General features: G+C 61.7%; 20 protein-coding genes and 2 tRNA genes. 19 read left to right on the plus strand and 3 right to left on the minus strand.

All coding sequences use genetic code 11. The annotated features are described in order from the left end of the window. Nucleotides 1-47: 47 nt before the first annotated feature. The gene (gene bamE / locus K5H97_RS03400; protein ID WP_028691269.1) at nucleotides 48-566 is read right to left on the minus strand and encodes an outer membrane protein assembly factor BamE; all 519 of its coding nucleotides are present in this window, start codon (nucleotides 564-566) and stop codon (nucleotides 48-50) included. A gap of 97 nt (nucleotides 567-663) precedes the next feature. Here bamE and fur point away from each other — a divergent pair, with 97 nt between their 5' ends. After that, a complete protein-coding gene (gene fur / locus K5H97_RS03405; RefSeq protein WP_028691268.1) occupies nucleotides 664-1068 on the plus strand; it encodes a ferric iron uptake transcriptional regulator in 405 nt (134 codons plus the stop codon). Nucleotides 1069-1163: 95 nt separating this feature from the next. Here the strand turns inward: fur and recN are convergent, their stop codons facing one another. Further along, nucleotides 1164-2837 carry a DNA repair protein RecN gene (gene recN, locus K5H97_RS03410; protein WP_028691267.1) on the minus strand — a complete coding sequence of 558 codons (1674 nt, stop codon included), beginning with the start codon at nucleotides 2835-2837 and terminating at the stop codon, nucleotides 1164-1166. 182 nt (nucleotides 2838-3019) lie between these two features. Between recN and grpE the strand changes: the two genes are divergently transcribed. The 8 genes from grpE to K5H97_RS03450 all read left to right on the plus strand — a co-directional run bounded on the left by grpE (nucleotide 3020) and on the right by K5H97_RS03450 (nucleotide 13344). Next, entirely contained in the window at nucleotides 3020-3574 is a 555-nt protein-coding gene (gene grpE / locus K5H97_RS03415; protein ID WP_028691266.1) for a nucleotide exchange factor GrpE, read from the plus strand. Nucleotides 3575-3675: 101 nt separating this feature from the next. Continuing rightward, on the plus strand, nucleotides 3676-5601 hold the full coding sequence (gene dnaK, locus K5H97_RS03420) for a molecular chaperone DnaK (protein ID WP_028691265.1): 1926 nt from the start codon (nucleotides 3676-3678) through the stop codon (nucleotides 5599-5601). A 211-nt stretch (nucleotides 5602-5812) separates the two neighbouring features. Further along, complete coding sequence (gene dnaJ / locus K5H97_RS03425; protein WP_028691264.1) at nucleotides 5813-6937, plus strand: molecular chaperone DnaJ; 1125 nt, start codon at nucleotides 5813-5815, stop codon at nucleotides 6935-6937. A 13-nt stretch (nucleotides 6938-6950) separates the two neighbouring features. Next, the gene (gene dapB / locus K5H97_RS03430; RefSeq protein ID WP_028691263.1) at nucleotides 6951-7757 is read left to right on the plus strand and encodes a 4-hydroxy-tetrahydrodipicolinate reductase; all 807 of its coding nucleotides are present in this window, start codon (nucleotides 6951-6953) and stop codon (nucleotides 7755-7757) included. 226 nt (nucleotides 7758-7983) lie between these two features. Next, nucleotides 7984-9120, plus strand: a complete 1137-nt coding sequence (carA, locus tag K5H97_RS03435) for a glutamine-hydrolyzing carbamoyl-phosphate synthase small subunit (protein ID WP_023629348.1) — start codon at nucleotides 7984-7986, stop codon at nucleotides 9118-9120. A gap of 105 nt (nucleotides 9121-9225) precedes the next feature. After that, entirely contained in the window at nucleotides 9226-12447 is a 3222-nt protein-coding gene (carB, locus tag K5H97_RS03440) for a carbamoyl-phosphate synthase large subunit (protein ID WP_028691262.1), read from the plus strand. Then, entirely contained in the window at nucleotides 12444-12926 is a 483-nt protein-coding gene (gene greA, locus K5H97_RS03445; protein ID WP_011532131.1) for a transcription elongation factor GreA, read from the plus strand. The genes carB and greA overlap by 4 nt, the downstream gene beginning before the upstream one ends. Next, nucleotides 12904-13344 (plus strand): MFS transporter, encoded by a 441-nt coding sequence (locus tag K5H97_RS03450; protein WP_081791588.1) that lies wholly within the window; start codon nucleotides 12904-12906, stop codon nucleotides 13342-13344. The genes greA and K5H97_RS03450 overlap by 23 nt, the downstream gene beginning before the upstream one ends. A gap of 146 nt (nucleotides 13345-13490) precedes the next feature. On the opposite strand, the gene yhbY is transcribed toward K5H97_RS03450, so the two are convergent. Continuing rightward, nucleotides 13491-13799, minus strand: coding sequence for a ribosome assembly RNA-binding protein YhbY (gene yhbY / locus K5H97_RS03455; RefSeq protein WP_003249945.1), 309 nt, complete (start codon nucleotides 13797-13799; stop codon nucleotides 13491-13493). Between the two features lie 102 nt (nucleotides 13800-13901). On the opposite strand from yhbY, the gene rlmE reads away from it, so the two are divergent. The 10 genes from rlmE (at nucleotide 13902) to nusA (ending at nucleotide 22487) form a co-directional block, all read left to right on the plus strand. Further along, nucleotides 13902-14528 carry a 23S rRNA (uridine(2552)-2'-O)-methyltransferase RlmE gene (gene rlmE, locus K5H97_RS03460; RefSeq protein ID WP_011532133.1) on the plus strand — a complete coding sequence of 209 codons (627 nt, stop codon included), beginning with the start codon at nucleotides 13902-13904 and terminating at the stop codon, nucleotides 14526-14528. 203 nt (nucleotides 14529-14731) lie between these two features. After that, entirely contained in the window at nucleotides 14732-16639 is a 1908-nt protein-coding gene (gene ftsH / locus K5H97_RS03465; RefSeq protein ID WP_028691259.1) for an ATP-dependent zinc metalloprotease FtsH, read from the plus strand. Nucleotides 16640-16647: 8 nt separating this feature from the next. Next, nucleotides 16648-17499: a dihydropteroate synthase gene (gene folP, locus K5H97_RS03470; RefSeq protein ID WP_028691258.1), complete on the plus strand. Its 852-nt coding sequence runs from the start codon at nucleotides 16648-16650 to the stop codon at nucleotides 17497-17499. 16 nt (nucleotides 17500-17515) lie between these two features. Next, a complete protein-coding gene (gene glmM, locus K5H97_RS03475) occupies nucleotides 17516-18856 on the plus strand; it encodes a phosphoglucosamine mutase (protein ID WP_028691257.1) in 1341 nt (446 codons plus the stop codon). A gap of 66 nt (nucleotides 18857-18922) precedes the next feature. Beyond that, nucleotides 18923-19678, plus strand: a complete 756-nt coding sequence (tpiA, locus tag K5H97_RS03480; protein ID WP_028691256.1) for a triose-phosphate isomerase — start codon at nucleotides 18923-18925, stop codon at nucleotides 19676-19678. Nucleotides 19679-19682: 4 nt separating this feature from the next. Next, complete coding sequence (secG, locus tag K5H97_RS03485) at nucleotides 19683-20075, plus strand: preprotein translocase subunit SecG (protein WP_028691255.1); 393 nt, start codon at nucleotides 19683-19685, stop codon at nucleotides 20073-20075. A gap of 21 nt (nucleotides 20076-20096) precedes the next feature. Continuing rightward, nucleotides 20097-20182 (plus strand) — tRNA-Leu (locus K5H97_RS03490). A 98-nt stretch (nucleotides 20183-20280) separates the two neighbouring features. Then, nucleotides 20281-20357 (plus strand) — tRNA-Met (locus tag K5H97_RS03495). 130 nt (nucleotides 20358-20487) lie between these two features. Then, on the plus strand, nucleotides 20488-20946 hold the full coding sequence (gene rimP / locus K5H97_RS03500; protein ID WP_036986186.1) for a ribosome maturation factor RimP: 459 nt from the start codon (nucleotides 20488-20490) through the stop codon (nucleotides 20944-20946). Nucleotides 20947-21005: 59 nt separating this feature from the next. Continuing rightward, on the plus strand, nucleotides 21006-22487 hold the full coding sequence (gene nusA, locus K5H97_RS03505; RefSeq protein WP_028691253.1) for a transcription termination factor NusA: 1482 nt from the start codon (nucleotides 21006-21008) through the stop codon (nucleotides 22485-22487). The last annotated feature ends 11 nt before the right edge of the window (nucleotides 22488-22498 follow it).

Raw genomic sequence — 22498 nt, forward strand, 5'->3', positions numbered from 1 at the left:
GCAATAAAAAGCCCGGACTGGATCCGGGCTTTTTAGTGTCGGCGCATTTACTGCGGCGAGGTTTCCAGCGGTGCTGGCGTCGGGACCGGGGTGGTCTCGATGTTGTCGATTTCTTTTTGCAGTGTGTCTTCCAGCGAGCCTGGCTTGGCCGGCTTTTCGGATTGGCTGGGCTGCTTGACCGGGCTGACCGTGGTGTCGCCGCTGCCGCCGAGGATTTCCTGGTCGCGGCTGACGCCCGGCATGAAGTCGCCGGAGAGGCTGACCAGTTGGTCGCTCTCGTTGAAGAAGATGCTCATACGCTCTTGCTGGCGCTGGCCGCCGCCGGGCTGCAGGCTGTACAGGTAGTCCCAGCGGTTGGTGTGGAAAGTGTCCTGCAGCAGCGGGTTGCCCATGATAAACCTTACTTGCCGGCGGGTCATTCCCGGACGCAATTGGTCTATCATGTCCTGCGTGACGACATTGCCCTGCTGGATGTCGATTTTGTAAACCCCGGGAAACGAGCAACCGGCGAGTGCGAGCAGTCCCACTAGGGTGAGGCTGGTTAGCAAGAGCTTGGTGTTTTGCATCGGTGGGCGACTTCCACTATCTTGGCTGGACAACGTAAACCCCGATCATACCCGTATTAAGAGAAGCTGCGAAGCAGCATCGGCGAGAAAGCTGACCATGGTTGAAAATAGCGAATTGCGCAAAGCGGGCCTCAAGGTTACCCTGCCTCGAGTCAAGATTCTTCAGATGCTCGACTCCGCCGAGCAGCGTCACATGAGTGCCGAGGATGTCTACAAGGCGCTGATGGAAGCTGGCGAGGATGTCGGTCTGGCGACCGTGTACCGCGTACTGACCCAATTCGAAGCGGCGGGCCTGGTGGAGCGCCACAACTTTGATGGCGGCCACGCGGTGTTCGAGCTGGCGGATGGCAAGCACCACGATCACATGGTCAACGTGGACAGCGGTGAAGTCATTGAATTCTTCGATGCCGAAATCGAGAAGCGCCAGAAAGAGATCGTTGCCGAGCATGGCTTCGAGCTGGTGGACCACAATCTGGTTCTGTATGTGCGTAAAAAGAAGTAACGATTTAGATCGTTATTGATGACAAAGGCGACCTTCGGGTCGCCTTTGTGCTTTGTGGTGCCTCAAGTCTTGCGCGATTTCTGGAGCGCGAAGGCTCAGGCCTTGCTGCTCACTACCATCTTGCGCGCATGGGCCAGCGACTCCTTGGTCAAGTCGATCCCACCCAGCATCCGCGCCACTTCCTCGACCCGCTCGCGCTTGCCCAGGCTGGCCACGGCGGTGTGCGTGGTGTCGCTGTTGCGCACCTTGTGCACGAACAGGTGGTGATGGCCCTGCGCTGCCACCTGGGGCAGGTGGGTCACGGTCAGGACCTGGCCGCGCTCGCCGAGGCGGCGAAGCAGTTGGCCGACGATCTCTGCCGTCGGGCCGCCGATCCCCACGTCCACTTCGTCGAACACCAGGGTCGGAATGCGCGAGGTCTGCGCGGTGATCACCTGGATCGCCAGGCTGATACGCGACAGCTCACCGCCCGAGGCGACCTTGGCCAGGCCCTTGAGTGGCTGGCCGGGGTTGGCGCTGACCAGCAGTTCGATCTGCTCCAGGCCATGGGGCGAAAGGTCGCCGTTGTCGAAGGGCGTAAGTTCGATGCAGAAGCGCCCGCCGGGCATGCCCAGGCGCTGGATTTCCTGCTCGACGGCGGTGGCCAGTTGCTTGGCGGCCTGCTGGCGCAGCGCGCTCAGCTCGCTGGCTTTCTCTTTATAGTGCTGGGCGTAGGCGGCCAGCTCCTCGCCCAGGCGCTCAACCGACTCGTCGCTGGCGTTAAGTCCCTCGAGCTCCTCCATCAGGCGTTGTTGCAGGTGCGGCAGCTCGGTAGGGTGTACACGGTGTTTGCGGGCGAGGGTATAGATGGTGTCCAGGCGCTCTTCCAAGGCCTGAAGGCGCATCGGGTCGGCGTCGAAGTTGTCGAGGAAGCGGTTGAGTTCGCCAACGGCCTCCTCTACCTGGATCTGCGCGCTGGCGATCAGGTTGACCGCCTCGTCCAGCGCCTTTGGGCCGTTGACGACTGCGGTGAGCCGGTTGAGGCTGACAGTCAGGGCGCTCAGCACGTTGCCCGAGTCGCTTTCGCTGCACTGCTCGATGACCTGGCGGCAGATGCCGAACAGCGCCTCGGCGTTGGTCAGGTTCTTGTGTTCCTGTTCCAGCTGTTCCAGCTCGTTCTCGCCAAGGCCGAGGTTGTCCAGTTCTTCCAGTTGGTAGCTGAGCAGTTGATGGCGCGCCCGTTGCTCGTCTCCGGAATTGCTCAGGCGCTCCAGCTCCTGGCGTGTCTGGTTCCAGCGCTTGGCGGCCAGTTGGACCTGGCGGGCCAGGTCGCTGGCGCCGGCGTATTCGTCAACCAGTCGGCGGTGGGTGTCGGTCTTGAGCAGTGACTGGTGTTCATGCTGGCTGTGAATGTCGATCAGCAGTTCGCCCAGGGCCTTGAGGTCGCCCAGTGGGCAGGGGGTGCCGTTGATGTAGCCTCGGCTGCGGCCCTCGGCGGTAATCACCCGGCGCAGGATGCACGGCCCGTCGCTTTCCAGGTCGCGCTCGGCGAGCCAGGCGTGGGCCTCGGGGATGTCGATCAGGTCGAAGGTGGCGAGGATGTCTGCCTTGTCGGTGCCCGGGCGCACCACGCCGCTGTCGGCGCGGTCGCCCAGGGCCAGGCCGAGGGCGTCGAGCATGATCGACTTGCCAGCCCCGGTCTCGCCGGTGATCACGGACATGCCGCGGGCGATTTCGAGGTCGAGGTGTTCGACGATGGCGTAGTTGTGAATGGACAGGTGCACCAGCATGGGGCGGCTCCCGGAAGGTCGTGTCTGGATATTTATACAGTGCTTTTCGCGAGTCTGCCAATAGCCGGTCGACGAATGTGGAAAAGCACCTTCCCCCTTGAACCTGGTTTTTCCGACCCCATATAGCCGGCAAGACATGGCGAGCCTGGCTCGCACGACAGAAATCGTGGAGGAGAAACCCAATGGCTGACGAACAGCTGGATGAGAAGAACCTGAATTCCGAAGAAGCAGGCGCCGCGAATGCCGATGCCCGTGTCCTGGAGCTCGAGGAGCAGCTGGCCGCCGCCAAGGACCAGTCCCTGCGCGCCGCCGCCGACCTGCAGAACATCCGCCGCCGTGCCGAGCAGGATGTCGAGAAGGCCCACAAGTTCGCCCTGGAGAAGTTCGCCGGCGACCTGCTGCCGATCATCGACAGCCTGGAGCGTGGCCTGGAACTGTCCAATGCCGACGACGAGACCATCAAGCCGATGCGCGAAGGCATCGAGCTGACCCTGAAGATGTTCCAGGACACCCTCAAGCGCTACAACCTCGAGGCCATCGATCCGCACGGCCAGCCATTCAACGCCGAGCACCACCAGGCGATGGCCATGCAGGAAAGCGCCGAGGTCGAGCCGAACAGCGTGCTGAACGTGTTCCAGAAAGGCTACCTGCTCAACGGCCGCCTGCTGCGCCCCGCCATGGTGGTGGTCAGCAAGGCGCCGAGCGCTGCGCAGCCTTCGATCAATGAAAAGGCTTGAAATCTTTCCGGGCACCCCCATCTAGGTGTCAAGCCTTCAAGTATTAGTGCAGTGGGCCAAGGCAGTCGCTGCTATCAAATTCAAGTTTCGGGAGAATCAACATGGGTAAAATCATCGGTATCGACCTGGGGACCACCAACTCCTGCGTCTCCGTGCTGGAAAACGGCACCGCCAAGGTCATCGAGAACGCTGAAGGCGCGCGTACCACGCCTTCGATCATCGCCTACGCAAACGACGGCGAAATCCTGGTCGGTCAGTCGGCCAAGCGCCAGGCGGTCACCAACCCGCACAACACCCTGTTCGCTGTGAAGCGCCTGATCGGCCGCCGTTTCGAAGAAGATGTCGTGCAGAAAGACATCAAGCTGGTGCCTTACAAGATCGTCAAGGCCAGCAACGGTGACGCCTGGGTCGAGGCCTCCGGCAAGGAAATGGCTCCGCCGCAGATCAGCGCCGAAGTCCTGAAGAAGATGAAGAAGACTGCCGAAGATTACCTCGGCGAGCCGGTCACTGAAGCGGTCATCACCGTGCCGGCCTACTTCAACGACAGCCAGCGTCAGGCCACCAAAGATGCCGGTCGCATCGCCGGTCTGGACGTAAAACGCATCATCAACGAACCGACCGCCGCTGCGCTGGCGTATGGCATGGACAAGGCCAAGGGCGACCACACCGTCATCGTTTATGACCTCGGTGGTGGTACCTTCGACGTTTCGGTCATCGAAATCGCCGAAGTCGACGGTGAGCACCAGTTCGAAGTACTGGCCACCAACGGCGACACCTTCCTGGGTGGCGAAGACTTCGACATGCGCCTGATCGACTACCTCGTCGACGAGTTCAAGAAAGAGTCCGGCATGGATCTGAAGAACGATCCCCTGGCCCTGCAGCGCCTGAAAGAAGCCGCTGAAAAGGCCAAGATCGAGCTGTCCTCGAGCCAGCAGACCGATGTCAACCTGCCGTACATCACCGCAGATGCGACCGGGCCGAAACACTTGAATGTGAAGATCTCCCGCTCCAAGCTGGAGTCGCTGGTCGAAGACCTGGTCAACCGAACCATCGAGCCATGCCGCATCGCCCTGAAGGACGCCGGCATCGACGCCAGCAAGATCGACGACGTGATCCTGGTCGGTGGCCAGACCCGTATGCCGATGGTGCAGAAAGCCGTTGCCGACTTCTTCGGTAAAGAAGCGCGCAAGGACGTCAACCCGGACGAAGCCGTTGCCATGGGTGCCGCCATCCAGGGCGCTGTTCTGGCTGGTGACGTCAAGGACGTGCTGCTGCTGGACGTCAGCCCGCTGACCCTGGGTATCGAAACCATGGGCGGCGTGATGACCGCGCTGATCGAGAAGAACACCACCATCCCGACCAAGAAGTCGCAGGTGTTCTCGACCGCCGATGACAACCAGGGCGCCGTGACCATCCACGTGCTGCAGGGTGAGCGCAAGCAAGCTTCGCAGAACAAGTCGCTGGGCAAGTTCGACCTGGCCGACATCCCGCCAGCTCCGCGCGGCGTGCCGCAGATCGAAGTGACCTTCGACATCGACGCCAACGGCATCCTGCACGTCGGCGCGAAGGACAAGGCCACCGGCAAGGCGCAGTCGATCGTGATCAAGGCCAACTCCGGCCTGTCCGACGAAGAAATCGAGAAAATGGTGCGTGACGCCGAGGCCAACGCCGAGGAAGATCGCAAGTTCGAAGAACTGGCCGCCGCCCGTAACCAGGGTGACGCGCTGGTTCACTCGACCCGCAAGATGGTCGCTGAAGCCGGTGACAAGGTCACCGCTGAAGAGAAGACCGCCATCGAGGCCGCCGTGGTCGCCCTGGAAGCCGCCGTCAAAGGCGACGACAAGGCCGCCATCGACGCCAAGGTCGAGGAGCTGTCCAAGGTCTCGGCGCCTGTTGCCCAGAAGATGTACGCCGAGCAGCAGGCCGAGCAGCCACAGGGCGGCGCCCAGCAGGCCGAGCCGGAAGCCAAGCACGACGACGTGGTTGACGCCGAGTTCGAAGAAGTGAAAGACAACAACAAGCAGTAATTCCTGCATGTTGTCGGCCGGTTCACCGTCGTTTGCTGGTGAACTGGTAGGATGTCGCCGCGCGGGAGCTTGCTCCCGCGTTGGCGTGTCTGGAACACGAGAATTATTTACGGCATCTGTCGCGGCGCATTCGCCCATGACGGCAGGTGCTGGTGGCATGGCGCACGATGCGCCGAGGTATGCCGAACGCCCCCAAGAGTGCAAATGACCTATGGCAAAGCGTGATTTTTATGAGGTCCTGGGTGTCGAGCGTGGCGCCAGTGAAGGTGATCTCAAGAAGGCCTACCGCCGTCTGGCGATGAAGTACCACCCGGATCGCAACCCGGGCGACAAGGAGTCGGAAGACCTGTTCAAGGAGGCCAACGAGGCCTACGAGGTGCTGTCCGATGCCAGCAAGCGCGCGGCATACGACCAGTATGGCCACGCCGGTGTTGACCCGAGCATGGGTGGCGGCGGTGCCGGTTTCGGTGGTGCCAACTTCTCCGACATCTTTGGCGATGTCTTCAGCGACTTCTTCGGCGGCGGCCGCGGAGGCGGTCGTGGTGGTGCCCAGCGCGGCAGCGACCTGCGCTACACCCTCGAGCTCAACCTCGAAGAGGCGGTGCGCGGCACCACGGTCAACATTCGTGTGCCCACGCTGGTCAACTGCAAGCCGTGCGACGGCTCCGGCGCCAAGAAGGGCTCGACACCGTCGACCTGCCCGACCTGCGGCGGTATCGGCCAGGTGCGCATGCAGCAGGGCTTCTTCGCCGTGCAGCAGACCTGTCCGCGTTGCCATGGCCAGGGCAAGATCATCACCGACCCTTGCGGTTCGTGCCACGGCGAAGGTCGTGTAGAGGAGTACAAGACGCTGTCGGTCAAGGTTCCGGCCGGTGTCGATACCGGTGATCGCATTCGCCTGTCCGGCGAAGGCGAGGCGGGCGCCCATGGTGGTCCTACCGGTGACCTGTATGTGGTCGTCAATGTGCGCGAGCACCCGATCTTCCAGCGCGACGGCAAGCACCTCTACTGCGAAGTGCCGATCAGCTATACCGATGCCGCCCTGGGTGGCGAGCTGGAAGTGCCGACCCTCGATGGTCGCGTGAAGCTGAAGATCCCCGAAGGCACCCAGACCGGCAAGCAGTTCCGCTTGCGCGGCAAGGGCGTGGCGCCGGTGCGCGGTGGCGCGGCAGGCGACCTGCTGTGCCGGGTGGCGGTGGAAACGCCGGTCAACCTCAGTCGTCGCCAGCGCGAGCTGCTCGAAGAGCTGCGCGATTCGCTGGAAGGCGACAGCTCCCATTCGCCCAAGGCCAGCGGCTGGTTCGAGGGTGTGAAGCGCTTCTTCGGCGATCTCTGAGAAGGAACAGGCTATGCGACGTATTGCGGTAATGGGCGCGGCGGGGCGGATGGGCAAGACCCTCGTCGAGGCTGTGCAGCAGCAGGCGCCCCAGGCCGGGCTGACAGCGGCGATCGATCGCCCGGACAGCTCGCTGGTCGGGGCCGATGCCGGTGAGCTGGCGGCCCTGGGGCGTATCGGCGTGCTGATCTGCGATGACCTGGCCAAGGTCGCCGACGAGTTCGATGTGCTGATCGATTTCACGCATCCTTCGGTGACCCTGAAGAACCTGGCGTTCTGCCGCAAGGCGGGCAAGGCCATGGTCATCGGCACCACCGGTTTCACGCCGGAAGAGAAAGGGTTGCTGGCGGAGGCGGGCAAGGAGATTCCGATCGTCTTCGCCGCGAACTTCAGCGTGGGCGTGAACCTCAGCCTCAAGCTGCTGGACATGGCGGCCCGGGTGCTGGGCGATGATGTGGATATCGAGATCATCGAAGCTCATCACCGGCACAAGGTCGACGCGCCGTCGGGGACCGCTCTGCGCATGGGTGAAGTGGTTGCCAATGCGTTGGGGCGCGACTTGCAGGAAGTGGCCGTTTATGGCCGTGAAGGCCAGACTGGCGCCCGTGATCGCAAGACCATCGGTTTCGCTACTGTACGTGCCGGTGATGTGGTCGGTGACCACACCGTGCTGTTCGCCGCCGAAGGCGAGCGCCTGGAGATCACCCACAAGGCCTCCAGCCGCATGACGTTCGCCAAGGGCGCCGTACGCGCTGCGCTGTGGCTGGAAGGGCGTGAGCCTGGCCTGTACGACATGCAGGACGTGCTTGAGCTGCGTTGATGTCGCGGGGCTGCCTGGCAGCCCCTTGTCGCATTAGTGTGGTTTAGAGACACATCTACGGTAGACCCAAAACGCACTTTTCTGTAAGCTACAGCTTTAGTGTGTCCACTAAAAGCGCGCAGCGAATTGAATTCAGCACTTAAAAGCGGGGTGACGTGTCCATACGTCACTCCGCTTTTTTGCAACCTGCGATCGCCCTTTCATGCTTGATTTACGGGAGGTCTTCTTGACAAAGCCAGCCATACTCGCCCTTGCCGACGGCAGTATTTTTCGCGGTGAAGCCATTGGTGCCGACGGTCAGACCGTTGGCGAGGTGGTATTCAACACCGCTATGACCGGCTACCAGGAAATCCTTACAGACCCTTCCTACTCGCAGCAAATCGTCACCCTGACCTACCCGCACATCGGCAATACCGGCACCACCCCGGAAGACGCCGAATCCAACCGCGTCTGGTCCGCCGGCCTGGTCATCCGCGACCTGCCGCTGTTGGCCAGCAACTGGCGCAATACCCAGTCGCTGCCTGAGTACCTCAAGGCCAACAATGTTGTCGCCATCGCCGGTATCGATACCCGTCGCCTGACCCGTATCCTGCGTGAAAAAGGCGCCCAGAACGGTTGCATCCTCGCCGGTGACAACATCACCGAAGAGCAGGCCATCGCCGCTGCCCGTGCCTTCCCGGGCCTGAAGGGCATGGACCTGGCCAAGGTCGTTTCCACCAAGGAGCGCTACGAGTGGCGTTCCAGCGTCTGGGAACTGAAGACCGACAGCCACCCGACCATCGACGCTGCCGACCTGCCGTACCACGTGGTTGCCTTCGACTACGGCGTCAAGTTGAACATCCTGCGCATGCTGGTCGCGCGTGGTTGCCGCGTGACCGTGGTGCCTGCCCAGACCCCGGCCAGCGAAGTGCTCGCGCTCAACCCCGATGGTGTGTTCCTGTCCAACGGCCCTGGTGATCCGGAGCCATGCGACTACGCCATCCAGGCGATCAAGGAAATCCTCGAGACCGAGATTCCGGTCTTCGGCATCTGCCTCGGCCACCAACTGCTGGCCTTGGCCTCCGGCGCCAAGACCGTGAAGATGGGTCATGGCCACCACGGTGCCAACCACCCGGTCCAGGATCTGGACACCGGCGTGGTCATGATCACCAGCCAGAACCACGGCTTTGCCGTCGATGAAGCAACCTTGCCGGCTAACGTACGCGCCATTCACAAGTCGCTGTTCGACGGTACCCTGCAGGGTATCGAGCGCACCGACAAGAGCGCGTTCAGCTTCCAGGGTCACCCTGAAGCGAGCCCAGGCCCGACCGACGTCGCGCCACTGTTCGATCGTTTCACCGATGCCATGGCCAAGCGCCGCTGAGCATCCTGCTTCAAGGCCCCGGGCCGGCTCGCGCCGCGCCCGGCAGTGCCTGACCCAGATTGTTCAAAGCGGCTTGCCGACTGACCCCGGATTTGAGTGACAACCATGCCAAAACGTACAGACATCAAAAGCATCCTGATTCTCGGCGCTGGCCCGATCGTGATCGGCCAGGCCTGCGAATTCGACTACTCCGGCGCCCAGGCCTGCAAGGCCCTGCGCGAGGAAGGTTTCCGCGTCATCCTGGTGAACTCCAACCCGGCCACCATCATGACCGACCCGGCCATGGCCGACGCCACCTACATCGAGCCGATCAAGTGGCAGTCGGTGGCCAAGATCATCGAGAAAGAGCGCCCTGACGCCGTCCTGCCGACCATGGGTGGCCAGACCGCGCTGAACTGCGCCCTGGACCTGGAGCGCCATGGCGTCCTGGAGAAGTTCGGCGTAGAGATGATCGGCGCCAACGCCGACACCATCGACAAGGCTGAAGACCGTTCGCGCTTCGACAAGGCGATGAAGGACATCGGCCTGGAGTGCCCGCGCTCCGGTATCGCCCACAGCATGGAAGAGGCCAACGCGGTCCTCGAGAAGCTCGGCTTCCCATGCATCATCCGCCCATCGTTCACCATGGGCGGCACGGGCGGTGGTATCGCCTACAACCGTGAAGAGTTCGAAGAAATCTGCACCCGTGGTCTGGACCTGTCGCCGACCAAGGAGCTGCTGATCGACGAATCGCTGATCGGCTGGAAGGAATACGAGATGGAGGTGGTCCGCGACAAGAAGGACAACTGCATCATCGTCTGCTCGATCGAGAACTTCGACCCGATGGGCGTGCACACCGGTGACTCGATCACCGTTGCTCCGGCACAGACCCTGACCGACAAGGAATACCAGATCATGCGCAACGCCTCGCTGGCGGTGCTGCGTGAAATCGGTGTCGAGACCGGCGGCTCCAACGTGCAGTTCGGTATCTGCCCGAACACTGGCCGCATGGTCGTGATCGAGATGAACCCGCGGGTTTCCCGTTCCTCGGCCCTGGCTTCCAAGGCCACCGGTTTCCCGATCGCCAAGATCGCCGCCAAGCTGGCCATCGGCTACACCCTCGACGAGCTGCAGAACGACATCACCGGTGGCCGCACCCCGGCGTCCTTCGAGCCGTCGATCGACTACGTCGTCACCAAGCTGCCACGCTTCGCCTTCGAAAAATTCCCGAAAGCCGACGCCCGCCTGACCACCCAGATGAAATCCGTGGGTGAAGTCATGGCCATCGGCCGCACCTTCCAGGAATCCCTGCAGAAAGCCCTGCGCGGCCTGGAAGTCGGTGCCTGCGGCCTCGACCCGAAAGTCGACCTGGCCAGCCCGGAAGCGGCCAGCATCCTCAAGCGCGAGCTCACCGTGCCGGGCGCCGAGCGTATCTGGTACGTCGCCGACGCGATGCGTTCGGGCATGACCATCGAGGAAATCTTTGCCCTGACCGGCATCGACCTGTGGTTCCTGGTACAGATGGAAGACCTGATCAAGGAAGAAGAAAAGGTCAAGACCCTGGCCCTGTCGTCGATCGACAAGGACTACATGCTGCGCCTCAAGCGCAAGGGCTTCTCGGACCAGCGCCTGGCCAAGCTGCTCGGCATCACCGACAAGAACCTGCGCCGTCACCGCCACAAGCTGGAAGTGTTCCCGGTGTACAAGCGCGTCGACACCTGCGCCGCCGAGTTCGCCACCGATACCGCCTACCTGTACTCGACCTACGAGGAAGAGTGCGAGGCCAACCCGTCGACCCGTGACAAGATCATGATCCTGGGTGGCGGCCCGAACCGTATCGGCCAGGGCATCGAGTTCGACTACTGCTGTGTGCACGCCGCGCTGGCGCTGCGTGAAGACGGTTACGAGACCATCATGGTCAACTGCAACCCGGAAACCGTCTCCACCGACTACGACACCTCCGACCGCCTGTACTTCGAGCCGCTGACCCTGGAAGACGTGCTGGAAGTCTGCCGCGTCGAGAAGCCGAAAGGCGTGATCGTCCACTACGGCGGCCAGACCCCGCTGAAACTGGCGCGTGCCCTGGAAGAAGCCGGCGTGCCGATCATCGGTACCAGCCCGGACGCCATCGACCGCGCCGAAGACCGTGAGCGCTTCCAGCAGATGGTTCAGCGCCTGAACCTGCTGCAGCCGCCAAACGCCACCGTTCGCAGCGAAGACGAAGCCATCGCTGCCGCTGGCAAGATCGGTTACCCGCTGGTGGTTCGCCCGTCCTATGTGCTGGGCGGCCGCGCCATGGAGATCGTCTACGAACTGGACGAGCTCAAGCGCTACCTGCGTGAAGCGGTGCAGGTCTCCAACGACAGCCCGGTGCTGCTCGACCACTTCCTCAACTGCGCCATCGAGATGGACGTGGACGCGGTCTGCGACGGCACCGACGTGGTGATCGGCGCGATCATGCAACACATCGAGCAGGCCGGCGTTCACTCCGGCGACTCGGCGTGCTCGCTGCCGCCTTACTCGCTGAGCAAGGAAGTACAGGACGAAGTCCGCGTCCAGGTCAAGAAAATGGCCCTGGAGCTGGGCGTGGTCGGCCTGATGAACGTGCAGCTGGCCCTGCAGGGCGACAAGATCTACGTGATCGAGGTCAACCCACGCGCCTCGCGTACCGTGCCATTCGTCTCCAAGTGCATCGGCACTTCCCTGGCGATGATCGCGGCCCGCGTCATGGCCGGCAAGACCCTGAAAGAGCTGGGCTTCACCCAGGAAATCATCCCGAACTTCTACAGCGTCAAGGAAGCCGTCTTCCCGTTCGCCAAGTTCCCGGGGGTTGACCCGATCCTCGGCCCTGAGATGAAATCGACCGGTGAAGTCATGGGCGTCGGCGACAGCTTCGGCGAAGCCTTCGCCAAGGCCCAGATGGGCGCCAGCGAAGTGCTGCCGACCGGTGGTACCGCGTTCATCAGCGTGCGTGACGACGACAAGCCGCAAGTGGCTGGCGTTGCCCGCGACCTGATCGCCCTGGGCTTCGAAGTGGTCGCCACTGCCGGCACCGCCAAGGTAATCGAAGCGGCCGGCCTGAAAGTGCGTCGCGTGAACAAGGTGACCGAGGGGCGTCCGCACGTGGTCGACATGATCAAGAACGACGAAGTGTCGCTGATCATCAACACCACCGAAGGTCGCCAGTCGATCGCTGACTCCTACTCGATTCGTCGCAATGCGTTGCAGCACAAGATCTACTGCACCACCACCATTGCGGCCGGTGAAGCCATCTGCGAGGCGCTGAAATTCGGTCCGGAAAAGACCGTTCGTCGCCTGCAGGATCTGCATGCAGGACTCAAAGCATGAGCATTACCAAATACCCGATGACCGTCCAGGGCGCTCGCGCCCTGGAGGAAGAGCATCTGTTCCTGAGCAAGACCGAGCGCCCACGCCTGAGCCAGGCGATCGGCGAGGCTCGCGAGCTGGGCGATCTCAAGGAAAACGCCGAATACCACGCCGCCCGTGAGGAGCAGGGCATGGTCGAGGCGCGTATCCGCGATATCGAAGGCCGTCTGCAGAACTCGGTGGTGATCGACGTCACCACCATCGCCCACACCGGCAAGGTGATTTTCGGCACCACCGTGGTGCTGGCGAACACCGAGACCGATGAAGAGGTGACCTACCAGATCGTCGGCGAAGACGAAGCCGACGTGAAGCAGGGCAAGCTCTCCAGCGGTGCGCCGATCGCCCGCGCCATCATCGGCAAGGAAGAAGGTGATACTGTCGTCGTCAAGACGCCAAGTGGCACGGTCGAGTACGAGATTGTCGAAGTCAAGCACATCTGACCGGCGCCTGCGGGCGCCATCCCTCGAGGGGATCCTCTGGCAGCTGGCCCAGGTGTTCTGGGTCGGCGGCCTGTGGGTGTTCCACGTGGGGCTGGTGCCGGCGCTCAAGGTCAGTGGCCTGGCGCCTTTGCTGGTGCACGACGTGGCTGCGCAGATCGACCGCTGGTTGATTGGCGTGGCCATGCTCGGGTTGTTGACCCAGTTGGCAGTGCTGGCGAGGGTGGATGGCCTGGCGGCCTGGTGGCAGCAGTTCCGCGGCCAGATGCTGCTGCTCGGCTTCGGCGCCTGCGTCAGCTACTACACGCTGCGCTACGGGATCTCCGTGGGCGAGCGTTGGCAGATGTTCTGCTTCCTGGTGCTGGGCTTCTCCGGCATCGTGCTGGTGGCCCAGCCGGTCCCGGTCAGGGCGCGGCGGTAAGCGACTCAATATCGCCGGGGCCGCTTTGCGGCCCTTTCGCGATGCAAGGCCGCTCCCGCAGGGATTGCGCTGCGCCGGAGGTCGGTGCGGCCCCCTGTGGGAGCGGCCTTGTGTCGCGAAAGGGCTGCGCAGCAGCCCTGCTACCGTTACTTGTAACGGTGGATGTTGGACAGCTGCTTGTTCGGCTGTGGGTTCTTGCGGTAGATCAGCGCTTTCTTGCCGATGGTCTGCACCAGTTCGGCGCGGCCGGCCTTGCACAGTTCGGCGATGGTCTCGGCGCGTTCCTCGCGATCTTCCGAGCGAATCTCGACCTTGATCAGCTCATGGTCGACCAAGGCGCGCTCCAGTTCGGCGATCACGCCTTCATTCAAACCGTTGCCAGCAACGATCAGGACCGGCTTCAGGTCGTGACCAATGGACTTGTATTGCTTCTTCTGCTCGTTATTGAGCGGCATAATCTGACCCTTTTCGTCTGATTCTGTAAAATTGACGGGCATTTTACCCGAGGGCCTGTGGCTCCGCCCAGTCAAACACGACGCATATCATCGAGGTGCCCCGTGGTACAACGTTCCAAAAGCAGCGCAAACTGGCTGCGTGAACATTTCAACGATCCTTTCGTCAAGCAGGCGCAGAAGGATGGCTACCGCTCGCGCGCGAGCTACAAGCTGCTGGAGATCCAGGAGAAAGACCGCCTGATCCGTCCGGGCATGAGCGTGATCGACCTCGGTGCGGCTCCCGGTGGCTGGTCGCAGGTAACCAGTCGTCTGATTGGCGGGCAGGGCCGCCTGATCGCCTCGGACATACTGGAAATGGATTCGATCCCCGACGTTACCTTCATCCAGGGCGATTTCACCCAAGACGAAGTGCTGCAACAAATCCTGCAGGCGGTCGGCGATTCGCACGTCGACCTTGTGATTTCCGATATGGCCCCCAATATGAGTGGTACGCCTGCAGTGGACATGCCGCGCGCCATGTTCCTCTGTGAACTGGCCCTGGATCTTGCGACCCGTGTGCTCAAGCCCGGCGGAGATTTCCTGATCAAGATCTTCCAGGGCGAAGGCTTCGACATGTACCTCAAGGACGTGCGCAGCAAGTTCGACAAGGTGCAGATGCGCAAGCCGTCCTCCTCGCGAGACCGTTCCCGTGAACAGTACCTGCTGGGCAAGGGTTTCAAGGGCGCATGAAAGGCGTGTTGCGGGGTTGCCGATAGTTATTTCCAATCGGTCGTCCCGACTGGATCGTCCGAACTTCGTGTAGTCTAGCTTTCACAAAGGGTTACAGACGGTGCCTGCGGATGCGTGGGTAATGTAGTAAGTTAGGGCGATGAATATCATGCGAGGCACGGCTGCGTCGTGCGCCGGCCTCAGAGGGTAGCGAATTGAACGACATGGCAAAGAATCTGATCCTGTGGTTGATCATCGCCGCCGTCCTGGTGACGGTGATGAACAACTTCTCCAGCCCTAACGAGCCGCAGACCCTCAACTATTCCGACTTCATCCAGCAGGTCAAGGATGGCAAGGTTGAGCGGGTGACCGTCGACGGCTATATCATTACCGGCAAGCGCACTGACGGCGACAACTTCAAGACCGTACGCCCGGCGATTACCGACAACGGCTTGATCGGAGACCTGGTCGACAACCACGTCACCGTCGAGGGCAAGCAACCTGAACAACAGAGCATCTGGACCCAGTTGCTGGTTGCGAGCTTCCCGATCCTGGTGATCATCGCCGTGTTCATGTTCTTCATGCGCCAGATGCAGGGCGGTGCCGGTGGCAAGGGCGGGCCAATGAGCTTCGGCAAGAGCAAGGCGCGCCTGCTGTCCGAAGACCAGGTGAAAACCACTCTGGCTGACGTCGCCGGCTGCGACGAGGCCAAGGAAGAGGTTGGCGAACTGGTCGAATTCCTGCGCGATCCGGGCAAGTTCCAGCGCCTGGGTGGTCGTATCCCTCGCGGCGTGCTGATGGTCGGCCCGCCGGGTACCGGTAAAACCCTGCTGGCCAAGGCCATTGCCGGTGAAGCCAAGGTGCCGTTCTTCACCATTTCCGGTTCCGACTTCGTCGAGATGTTCGTCGGCGTGGGCGCCAGTCGTGTTCGCGATATGTTCGAACAGGCCAAGAAGCACGCGCCGTGCATCATCTTCATCGACGAGATCGACGCTGTCGGTCGTCATCGTGGCGCCGGCATGGGTGGCGGTCACGATGAGCGCGAGCAGACCCTGAACCAGTTGCTGGTCGAGATGGACGGCTTCGAGATGAACGATGGCATCATCGTCATTGCAGCCACCAACCGTCCTGACGTGCTCGACCCGGCGCTGCTGCGTCCCGGTCGCTTCGACCGCCAGGTGGTGGTTGGCCTGCCGGACATTCGCGGTCGTGAGCAGATCCTCAAGGTGCATATGCGCAAGGTCCCGGTTGGCGAGAACGTCAATGCGGCGGTCATTGCCCGTGGTACCCCGGGCTTCTCCGGTGCCGACCTGGCCAACCTGGTCAACGAGGCGTCGCTGTTCGCCGCCCGTGCCAGCAAGCGCCTGGTCGAGATGAAGGAGTTCGAACTGGCCAAAGACAAGATCATGATGGGCGCCGAGCGCAAGACCATGGTCATGTCCGAGAAAGAGAAGCAGAACACCGCGTATCACGAGGCGGGCCACGCCATCGTCGGTCGCGTCGTTCCCGAGCACGACCCGGTCTACAAGGTCTCGATCATTCCCCGTGGCCGCGCCCTGGGCGTGACCATGTTCCTGCCGGAAGAAGACCGCTACAGCCTGTCCAAACGTGCGCTGATCAGCCAGATCTGCTCGCTGTACGGTGGCCGTATCGCCGAAGAGATGACCCTGGGCTTCGACGGTGTTACCACCGGGGCCTCCAACGACATCATGCGCGCCAGCCAGATCGCCCGGAACATGGTCACCAAGTGGGGCCTGTCCGAGAAACTCGGCCCGCTGATGTACGCCGAAGAGGAGGGCGAGGTATTCCTCGGTCGCAGCGCGGCGAGCCAGCATGCCAGCGTCTCGGGCGAAACCGCCAAGATGATCGACTCCGAAGTGCGCAGCATCATCGATCAGTGCTACGCCACGGCCAAGCAGATCCTTACCGACAACCGCGACAAGCTCGACGCCATGGCCGAGGCCTTGATGAAGTACGAAACCATCGATGCCGACCAAATCGACGACATCATGGCTGGCCGTACCCCGCGCGAGCCACGTGACTGGGATAATGATTCCGGTACCTCCGGCAACCAGGCTTCCCAGGATGATCGTCCGGAGTCGCCGATCGGCGGTCCAGCGGCTCAACACTAAGGGTATCTATGAGCTTGACGCAGTACCCGACCCGGTTGCCTTGCGGCAACCGGGTTCTTGATTTGTCCCGTACCCATGTCATGGGTATCCTCAATGTCACCCCAGACTCGTTCTCCGATGGTGGGCGCTTCAGCCAGCGCGATGCGGCCTTGCGCCATGCCGAAGAGATGGTTGCGGCCGGTGCGACCCTGATCGACGTGGGCGGGGAGTCTACCCGTCCTGGGGCTCGCGCCGTCTCGCCTATCGAGGAACTGGAGCGCGTGGCGCCAATTGTCGAGGCGATCAGCAGTCGGCTCGACGTGATCATCTCGGTCGATACCTCGACGCCCTCGGTCATGCGCGAGACGGCCCGCCTTGGTGCAGGGCTGATCAACGATGTGCGCGCCCTGGAGCGTGACGGCGCGCTCGATGCGGCGGCCGATTCCGGCCTGCCGGTGTGCTTGATGCACATGCGTGGCGAGCCGGGCAACATGCAGGACAATCCGCAGTACGAGGATGTGACAGCCGATGTAACGCGCTATCTTGAGCAGCGTATGGCCGCCTGCGCGGCGGCCGGCATCGGGGCTGAGCGCATCATCCTCGATCCAGGGTTCGGCTTTGCCAAGACCCTTGAGCACAACCTGAGCCTTTTCAAACACATGGAAGCGCTCTATCGCCTGGGGCGCCCGCTGCTGGTGGGCGTTTCGCGCAAGAGCATGATCGGTCTCGCGCTGGGCCGTCCGGTCGGTGAGCGGCTCTATGGCAGTCTGGCCCTGGCCGCCCTGGCCATGACCAAGGGCGCGAGCATCCTGCGGGTACATGACGTCGCCGAAACCGTCGATGTCGTGCGCATGATCGCCGCGGTCCAGAGCGCCGAATAAGAACATTGGAGTCACTATGAGCAGAAAATACTTTGGTACCGATGGTATCCGCGGTCGCGTCGGCCAATTCCCCATCACCCCTGATTTCATGCTGAAACTCGGCTGGGCCGCCGGCATGGCCTTCCGCAAGCAGGGCAACTGCCGGGTACTGGTGGGCAAGGACACGCGGATCTCCGGCTACATGTTCGAATCCGCGCTCGAGGCGGGCCTGTCCGCCGCCGGTGCCGATGTGATGCTGCTCGGCCCGATGCCGACGCCGGCCATCGCCTACCTGACTCGCACTTTTCACGCCGAAGCCGGCATCGTCATCAGTGCTTCGCACAACCCCCATGACGACAACGGTATCAAGTTCTTCTCCGGTGCCGGCACCAAGTTGCCGGACGAAGTCGAACTGATGATCGAGGAGTTGCTTGACCAGCCGATGAATGTCGTCGAGTCCGGCAAGCTGGGCAAGGTCTCGCGCATCAACGACGCGGCGGGGCGCTACATCGAGTTCTGCAAGAGCAGCGTGCCCAGCAGCACCAGCTTCGAAGGCTTGAAGATCGTCGTGGACTGCGCCCATGGCGCCACCTACAAGGTCGCGCCGAGCGTGTTCCGTGAGCTGGGGGCTGACGTCACCGTGCTGCACGCCGCCCCGGATGGCCTGAACATCAACGAGAACTGCGGTTCGACCCATATCGAGTCGCTGCAGGCGGCGGTCCTGGTTGGCCATGCGGATATCGGCATCGCCTTCGATGGCGACGGCGACCGCGTGCTGATGGTCGATCACACCGGCGCCATCGTCGACGGTGACGAACTGCTGTTCATCATCGGTCGCGACATGCAGGAGCGCGGCAAGCTTCAAGGCGGCGTGGTCGGCACCCTGATGAGCAACCTGGGCCTGGAGCTGGCGTTCAAGGAACTGGACATCCCGTTCGTGCGGGCCAAGGTGGGCGACCGCTACGTCATGGCCGAACTGCTCGAGCGCGAGTGGCTGCTGGGTGGCGAAAACTCCGGTCATGTCGTCTGTGGCAGCCACACCACCACCGGTGATGCGATCATCGCCGCGCTGCAGGTGCTGATGGCGCTCAAGCGCCGTGGCGAAAACCTTGCCCAGGCCCGACAGGCCGTGCGCAAGTGCCCGCAGGTGCTGATCAACGTGCGCTTCGCGGCGGGCAAGAACGACCCGCTGGAAAACCCCCTGGTCAAGGAAGCCAGTGCCAAGGCCACCGAGGCCATGGCCGGTCGTGGGCGGGTGCTGCTGCGCAAGTCCGGTACCGAACCGCTGGTGCGGGTGATGGTCGAGGGCGACGATGAAAACCAGGTACGTGGCCATGCCGAGGCCCTGGCCAAGCTGGTCGAAGAAGTTTGTGCCTGAAAGAGGCTTGCCAGCGCAGATCGGGTTGGGTAAGATCTGCGCCCACTTTGACCGACGAGGTAAAGCATGCGTCGCCCCATGGTAGCTGGTAACTGGAAGATGCACGGTACCCGCGCCAGCGTCGTAGAGCTGACCCAGGGCTTGGGCAAGTTGTCCCTGCCGAGCGGAGTGGAAGTCGCGGTGTTTCCGCCATCCCTGTTCATCAATCAAGTGATTGATGGCTTGGAGGGAAAAGGAATCAACGTAGGCGCACAGAATTCTGCGGTACAATCTGAGCAAGGCGCGCTGACCGGCGAAGTTGCACCGAGTCAGTTGGCTGAAGTCGGTTGCAAATATGTATTGATTGGGCATTCCGAACGTCGCCAGATTATTGGTGAAAGCGATGAAGTGCTGAATCAGAAGTTTGCAGCCGCTCAGAAAAGTGGTTTGACGCCAGTGCTGTGTATAGGGGAAACTCTTGCAGAGCGCGAGGCAGGTGAGACGCTTGAAGTTGTAGGGCGTCAACTAAGCAGTGTTATCGACGTGTTCGGTATCAAGGCTTTCGCCAATACAGTTATTGCCTATGAGCCTGTTTGGGCCATTGGTACTGGTTTGACGGCCTCGCCACAGCAAGCCCAGGATGTGCATGCAGCCATCCGTAAGCAGTTGGCGGCGAAGGACGCCGAAGTTGCAGAAAACGTGCGACTTCTCTACGGCGGCAGCGTGAAGGCGGCCAATGCGGCTGAACTGTTCGGCATGCCGGATATCGATGGGGGGCTCATTGGTGGAGCGTCCCTGAACGCAGACGAATTCGGTGCAATTTGTCGCGCCGCAGGAAACTGAACAAATGCTGGAAACAGTCGTAGTTGTTTTTCATCTGTTGGCAGCGTTGGCACTGGTTGTAATGGTGCTGCTGCAACAGGGTAAAGGTGCGGAAGCAGGTGCATCTTTCGGCGCAGGTGCTTCAAATACTGTGTTCGGAAGCCAAGGTTCCGCTACCTTTTTGAGTAAAGTTACTGCTATACTTGCTGCCACTTTCTTTTTGACTGCACTTGGGTTAGGATATTTCGCCAAGCAGCAGGCTCACCAGCTGACTCAAGCTGGTCTGCCAGATCCAGCAGTGCTGGAAGTCAAAGAGCCAAAGCCGGCAGTCAATGATGATGTACCGGTGCTCCAGCAGCAGAAGAGCGAAACCACCAACTCTGGTGACGTACCTCCTCCAGCCAAAGAGCAGCAGTAACGGGTTTCAAGAAGTAGTATTGCCGAGGTGGTGGAATTGGTAGACACGCAACCTTGAGGTGGTTGTGCCCATAGGGTGTAGGGGTTCGAGTCCCCTTCTCGGTACCAATTGAAGCATGAGAGCCCGCTTTAGCGGGCTTTCTTGCAGGTGGAGGTCGGATTGACCCGGCAAAGGGTTCAGTCTTATACTTTCGCCCCAGCTTTGTCGCGGGGTGGAGCAGCTTGGTAGCTCGTCGGGCTCATAACCCGAAGGTCGTTGGTTCAAATCCAGCCCCCGCAACCAGCTTCAGCAGAGCCCCTTTTCAGGGGCTTTTTGCTAGCCGAACAGTTTTCGGCGCCGTTGTCCAACGGCGCTTTCAGGGATGGGCGCTTCGCCCATTTTTTATTTGCACAGCATGCACGAGGGGGTTCAGGTGTCGAGCAAGCTAGAACAGTTGCAGGCCTTGTTGGCCCCGGTTGTCGAGGGCCTGGGCTACCAATGCTGGGGGATCGAATACGTCTCCCAAGGCAAGCATTCGGTACTGCGTATCTACATCGACAAAGAAGACGGGATCCTGGTGGACGACTGCGAAGCCGTCAGCCGTCAGGCCAGCGCCATTCTCGATGTGGAAGATCCGATCAGCTCTGAATATACCCTCGAGGTGTCCTCTCCAGGCATGGACCGCCCGCTGTTCACTCTGGAACAGTTTGCTGCGCATGCCGGCGAGCAGGTGAAGATCAAGCTGCGTACGCCCTTCGAGGGCCGTCGTAACTTCCAGGGCCTTCTCCGCGGTGTGGAGGAGCAGGATGTGGTGGTCCAGGTGGACCAGCACGAGTTCCTGTTGCCGATCGACTCGATCGACAAGGCCAATATTATTCCCAGTTTTGACTGAGACGTGCCGGACCCGGCGAAACACCCGGGGCCAATGGCTTGCGCAAGGCGAGGCGTACGATGAGCAAAGAAGTACTGCTGGTTGTTGAATCGGTATCCAACGAAAAGGGTGTACCGCCCGGCGTCATTTTCGAGGCGCTGGAAGTGGCCCTGGCCACTGCAACCAAGAAACGTTTTGAGGACGAAGTCGACCTGCGTGTGGAAATCAACCGCCACACCGGTAGCTACGAGACCTTCCGCCGCTGGACCGTGGTCGACGAGAACGACCTGGACGATCCGGCGATCGAGACCTGGCTGGAAAAGATCCAGGACACGCACCCGGACGCCAAGATCGGTGACGTGATCGAAGAGAAGATCGAGTCGATCGAGTTCGGCCGCATCGCCGCCCAGACCGCCAAGCAGGTCATCGTGCAGAAGGTCCGCGAGGCCGAGCGCGCCCAGGTGGTCGACGCTTACCGCGAGCGCGTGGGCGAGATCATCTCCGGTACCGTGAAGAAGGTCACCCGCGACAACGTCATCGTCGACCTGGGCAACAACGCCGAGGCGCTGCTGGCCCGCGAAGACATCATTCCCCGTGAGACCTTCCGTGTCGGCGTGCGCCTGCGTGCGTTGCTCAAGGAAATCCGCACCGAGAACCGTGGTCCTCAGCTGATCCTGTCGCGCACTGCGCCGCAGATGCTGATCGAGCTGTTCCGCATCGAAGTGCCGGAAATCGCCGAAGGCCTCATCGAAGTCATGGCCGCCTCCCGTGATCCGGGATCGCGCGCCAAGATCGCCGTCCGCTCCAAGGACAAGCGCATCGACCCGCAAGGCGCCTGCATCGGCATGCGTGGTTCGCGTGTCCAGGCCGTATCCGGCGAGCTGGGTGGCGAGCGTGTGGATATCGTCCTGTGGGACGAGAACCCGGCGCAGTTCGTCATCAACGCCATGTCGCCAGCAGAGGTTGCTGCGATCATCGTTGACGAGGACGCCCATGCGATGGATATCGCCGTGGCCGAGGACAACCTCGCTCAGGCCATCGGACGTGGCGGCCAGAACGTCCGTCTGGCCAGCCAGCTGACTGCATGGACCCTGAACGTGATGACCGAGAAGGACATCCAGGCCAAGCAACAGGCTGAGACAGGCGACATCCTGCGTAACTTCATTGAGGAACTGGAAGTCGACGAAGAGCTGGCACAGGTGCTGGTCGACGAAGGCTTCACCAGCCTCGAAGAAATTGCCTACGTACCGTTGGAAGAAATGCTCAACATCGATGGCTTTGACGAAGATATCGTCAATGAGCTGCGCGCTCGTGCCAAGGACCGTTTGTTGACCAAAGCCATCGCTACCGAAGAAAAACTGGCAGACGCCCATCCGGCCGACGACCTGCTCTCCCTTGAGGGCATGGACAAGGACCTGGCGGCGGAACTGGCGGTGCGCGGCGTGGTTAACCGCGAAGACCTGGCCGAGCAGTCGATTGACGACCTGCTCGACATCGACGGCATCGACGAAGAGCGTGCCGGCAAGTTGATCATGGCCGCCCGAGCCCACTGGTTCGAGTAATTAGGCGCGGC

Origin of the sequence: Pseudomonas mosselii (assembly GCF_019823065.1) — a bacterium.
Lineage (GTDB): Bacteria > Pseudomonadota > Gammaproteobacteria > Pseudomonadales > Pseudomonadaceae > Aquipseudomonas > Aquipseudomonas mosselii.

What these genes read in the sequence shown, in the direction of transcription:
- bamE (WP_028691269.1), bottom strand. Translation starts at nt 566, where the DNA reads ATGCAAAACACCAAGCTCTTGCTAACCAGCCTCACCCTAGTGGGACTG.
- glmM (WP_028691257.1), top strand. Translation starts at nt 17,516, where the DNA reads ATGAGCAGAAAATACTTTGGTACCGATGGTATCCGCGGTCGCGTCGGC.
- greA (WP_011532131.1), top strand. Translation starts at nt 12,444, where the DNA reads ATGAGCATTACCAAATACCCGATGACCGTCCAGGGCGCTCGCGCCCTG.
- yhbY (WP_003249945.1), bottom strand. Translation starts at nt 13,799, where the DNA reads ATGCCGCTCAATAACGAGCAGAAGAAGCAATACAAGTCCATTGGTCAC.
- carB (WP_028691262.1), top strand. Translation starts at nt 9,226, where the DNA reads ATGCCAAAACGTACAGACATCAAAAGCATCCTGATTCTCGGCGCTGGC.
- recN (WP_028691267.1), bottom strand. Translation starts at nt 2,837, where the DNA reads ATGCTGGTGCACCTGTCCATTCACAACTACGCCATCGTCGAACACCTC.
- dapB (WP_028691263.1), top strand. Translation starts at nt 6,951, where the DNA reads ATGCGACGTATTGCGGTAATGGGCGCGGCGGGGCGGATGGGCAAGACC.
- ftsH (WP_028691259.1), top strand. Translation starts at nt 14,732, where the DNA reads ATGGCAAAGAATCTGATCCTGTGGTTGATCATCGCCGCCGTCCTGGTG.
- grpE (WP_028691266.1), top strand. Translation starts at nt 3,020, where the DNA reads ATGGCTGACGAACAGCTGGATGAGAAGAACCTGAATTCCGAAGAAGCA.
- secG (WP_028691255.1), top strand. Translation starts at nt 19,683, where the DNA reads ATGCTGGAAACAGTCGTAGTTGTTTTTCATCTGTTGGCAGCGTTGGCA.
- dnaK (WP_028691265.1), top strand. Translation starts at nt 3,676, where the DNA reads ATGGGTAAAATCATCGGTATCGACCTGGGGACCACCAACTCCTGCGTC.
- tpiA (WP_028691256.1), top strand. Translation starts at nt 18,923, where the DNA reads ATGCGTCGCCCCATGGTAGCTGGTAACTGGAAGATGCACGGTACCCGC.
- folP (WP_028691258.1), top strand. Translation starts at nt 16,648, where the DNA reads ATGAGCTTGACGCAGTACCCGACCCGGTTGCCTTGCGGCAACCGGGTT.
- nusA (WP_028691253.1), top strand. Translation starts at nt 21,006, where the DNA reads ATGAGCAAAGAAGTACTGCTGGTTGTTGAATCGGTATCCAACGAAAAG.
- dnaJ (WP_028691264.1), top strand. Translation starts at nt 5,813, where the DNA reads ATGGCAAAGCGTGATTTTTATGAGGTCCTGGGTGTCGAGCGTGGCGCC.
- fur (WP_028691268.1), top strand. Translation starts at nt 664, where the DNA reads ATGGTTGAAAATAGCGAATTGCGCAAAGCGGGCCTCAAGGTTACCCTG.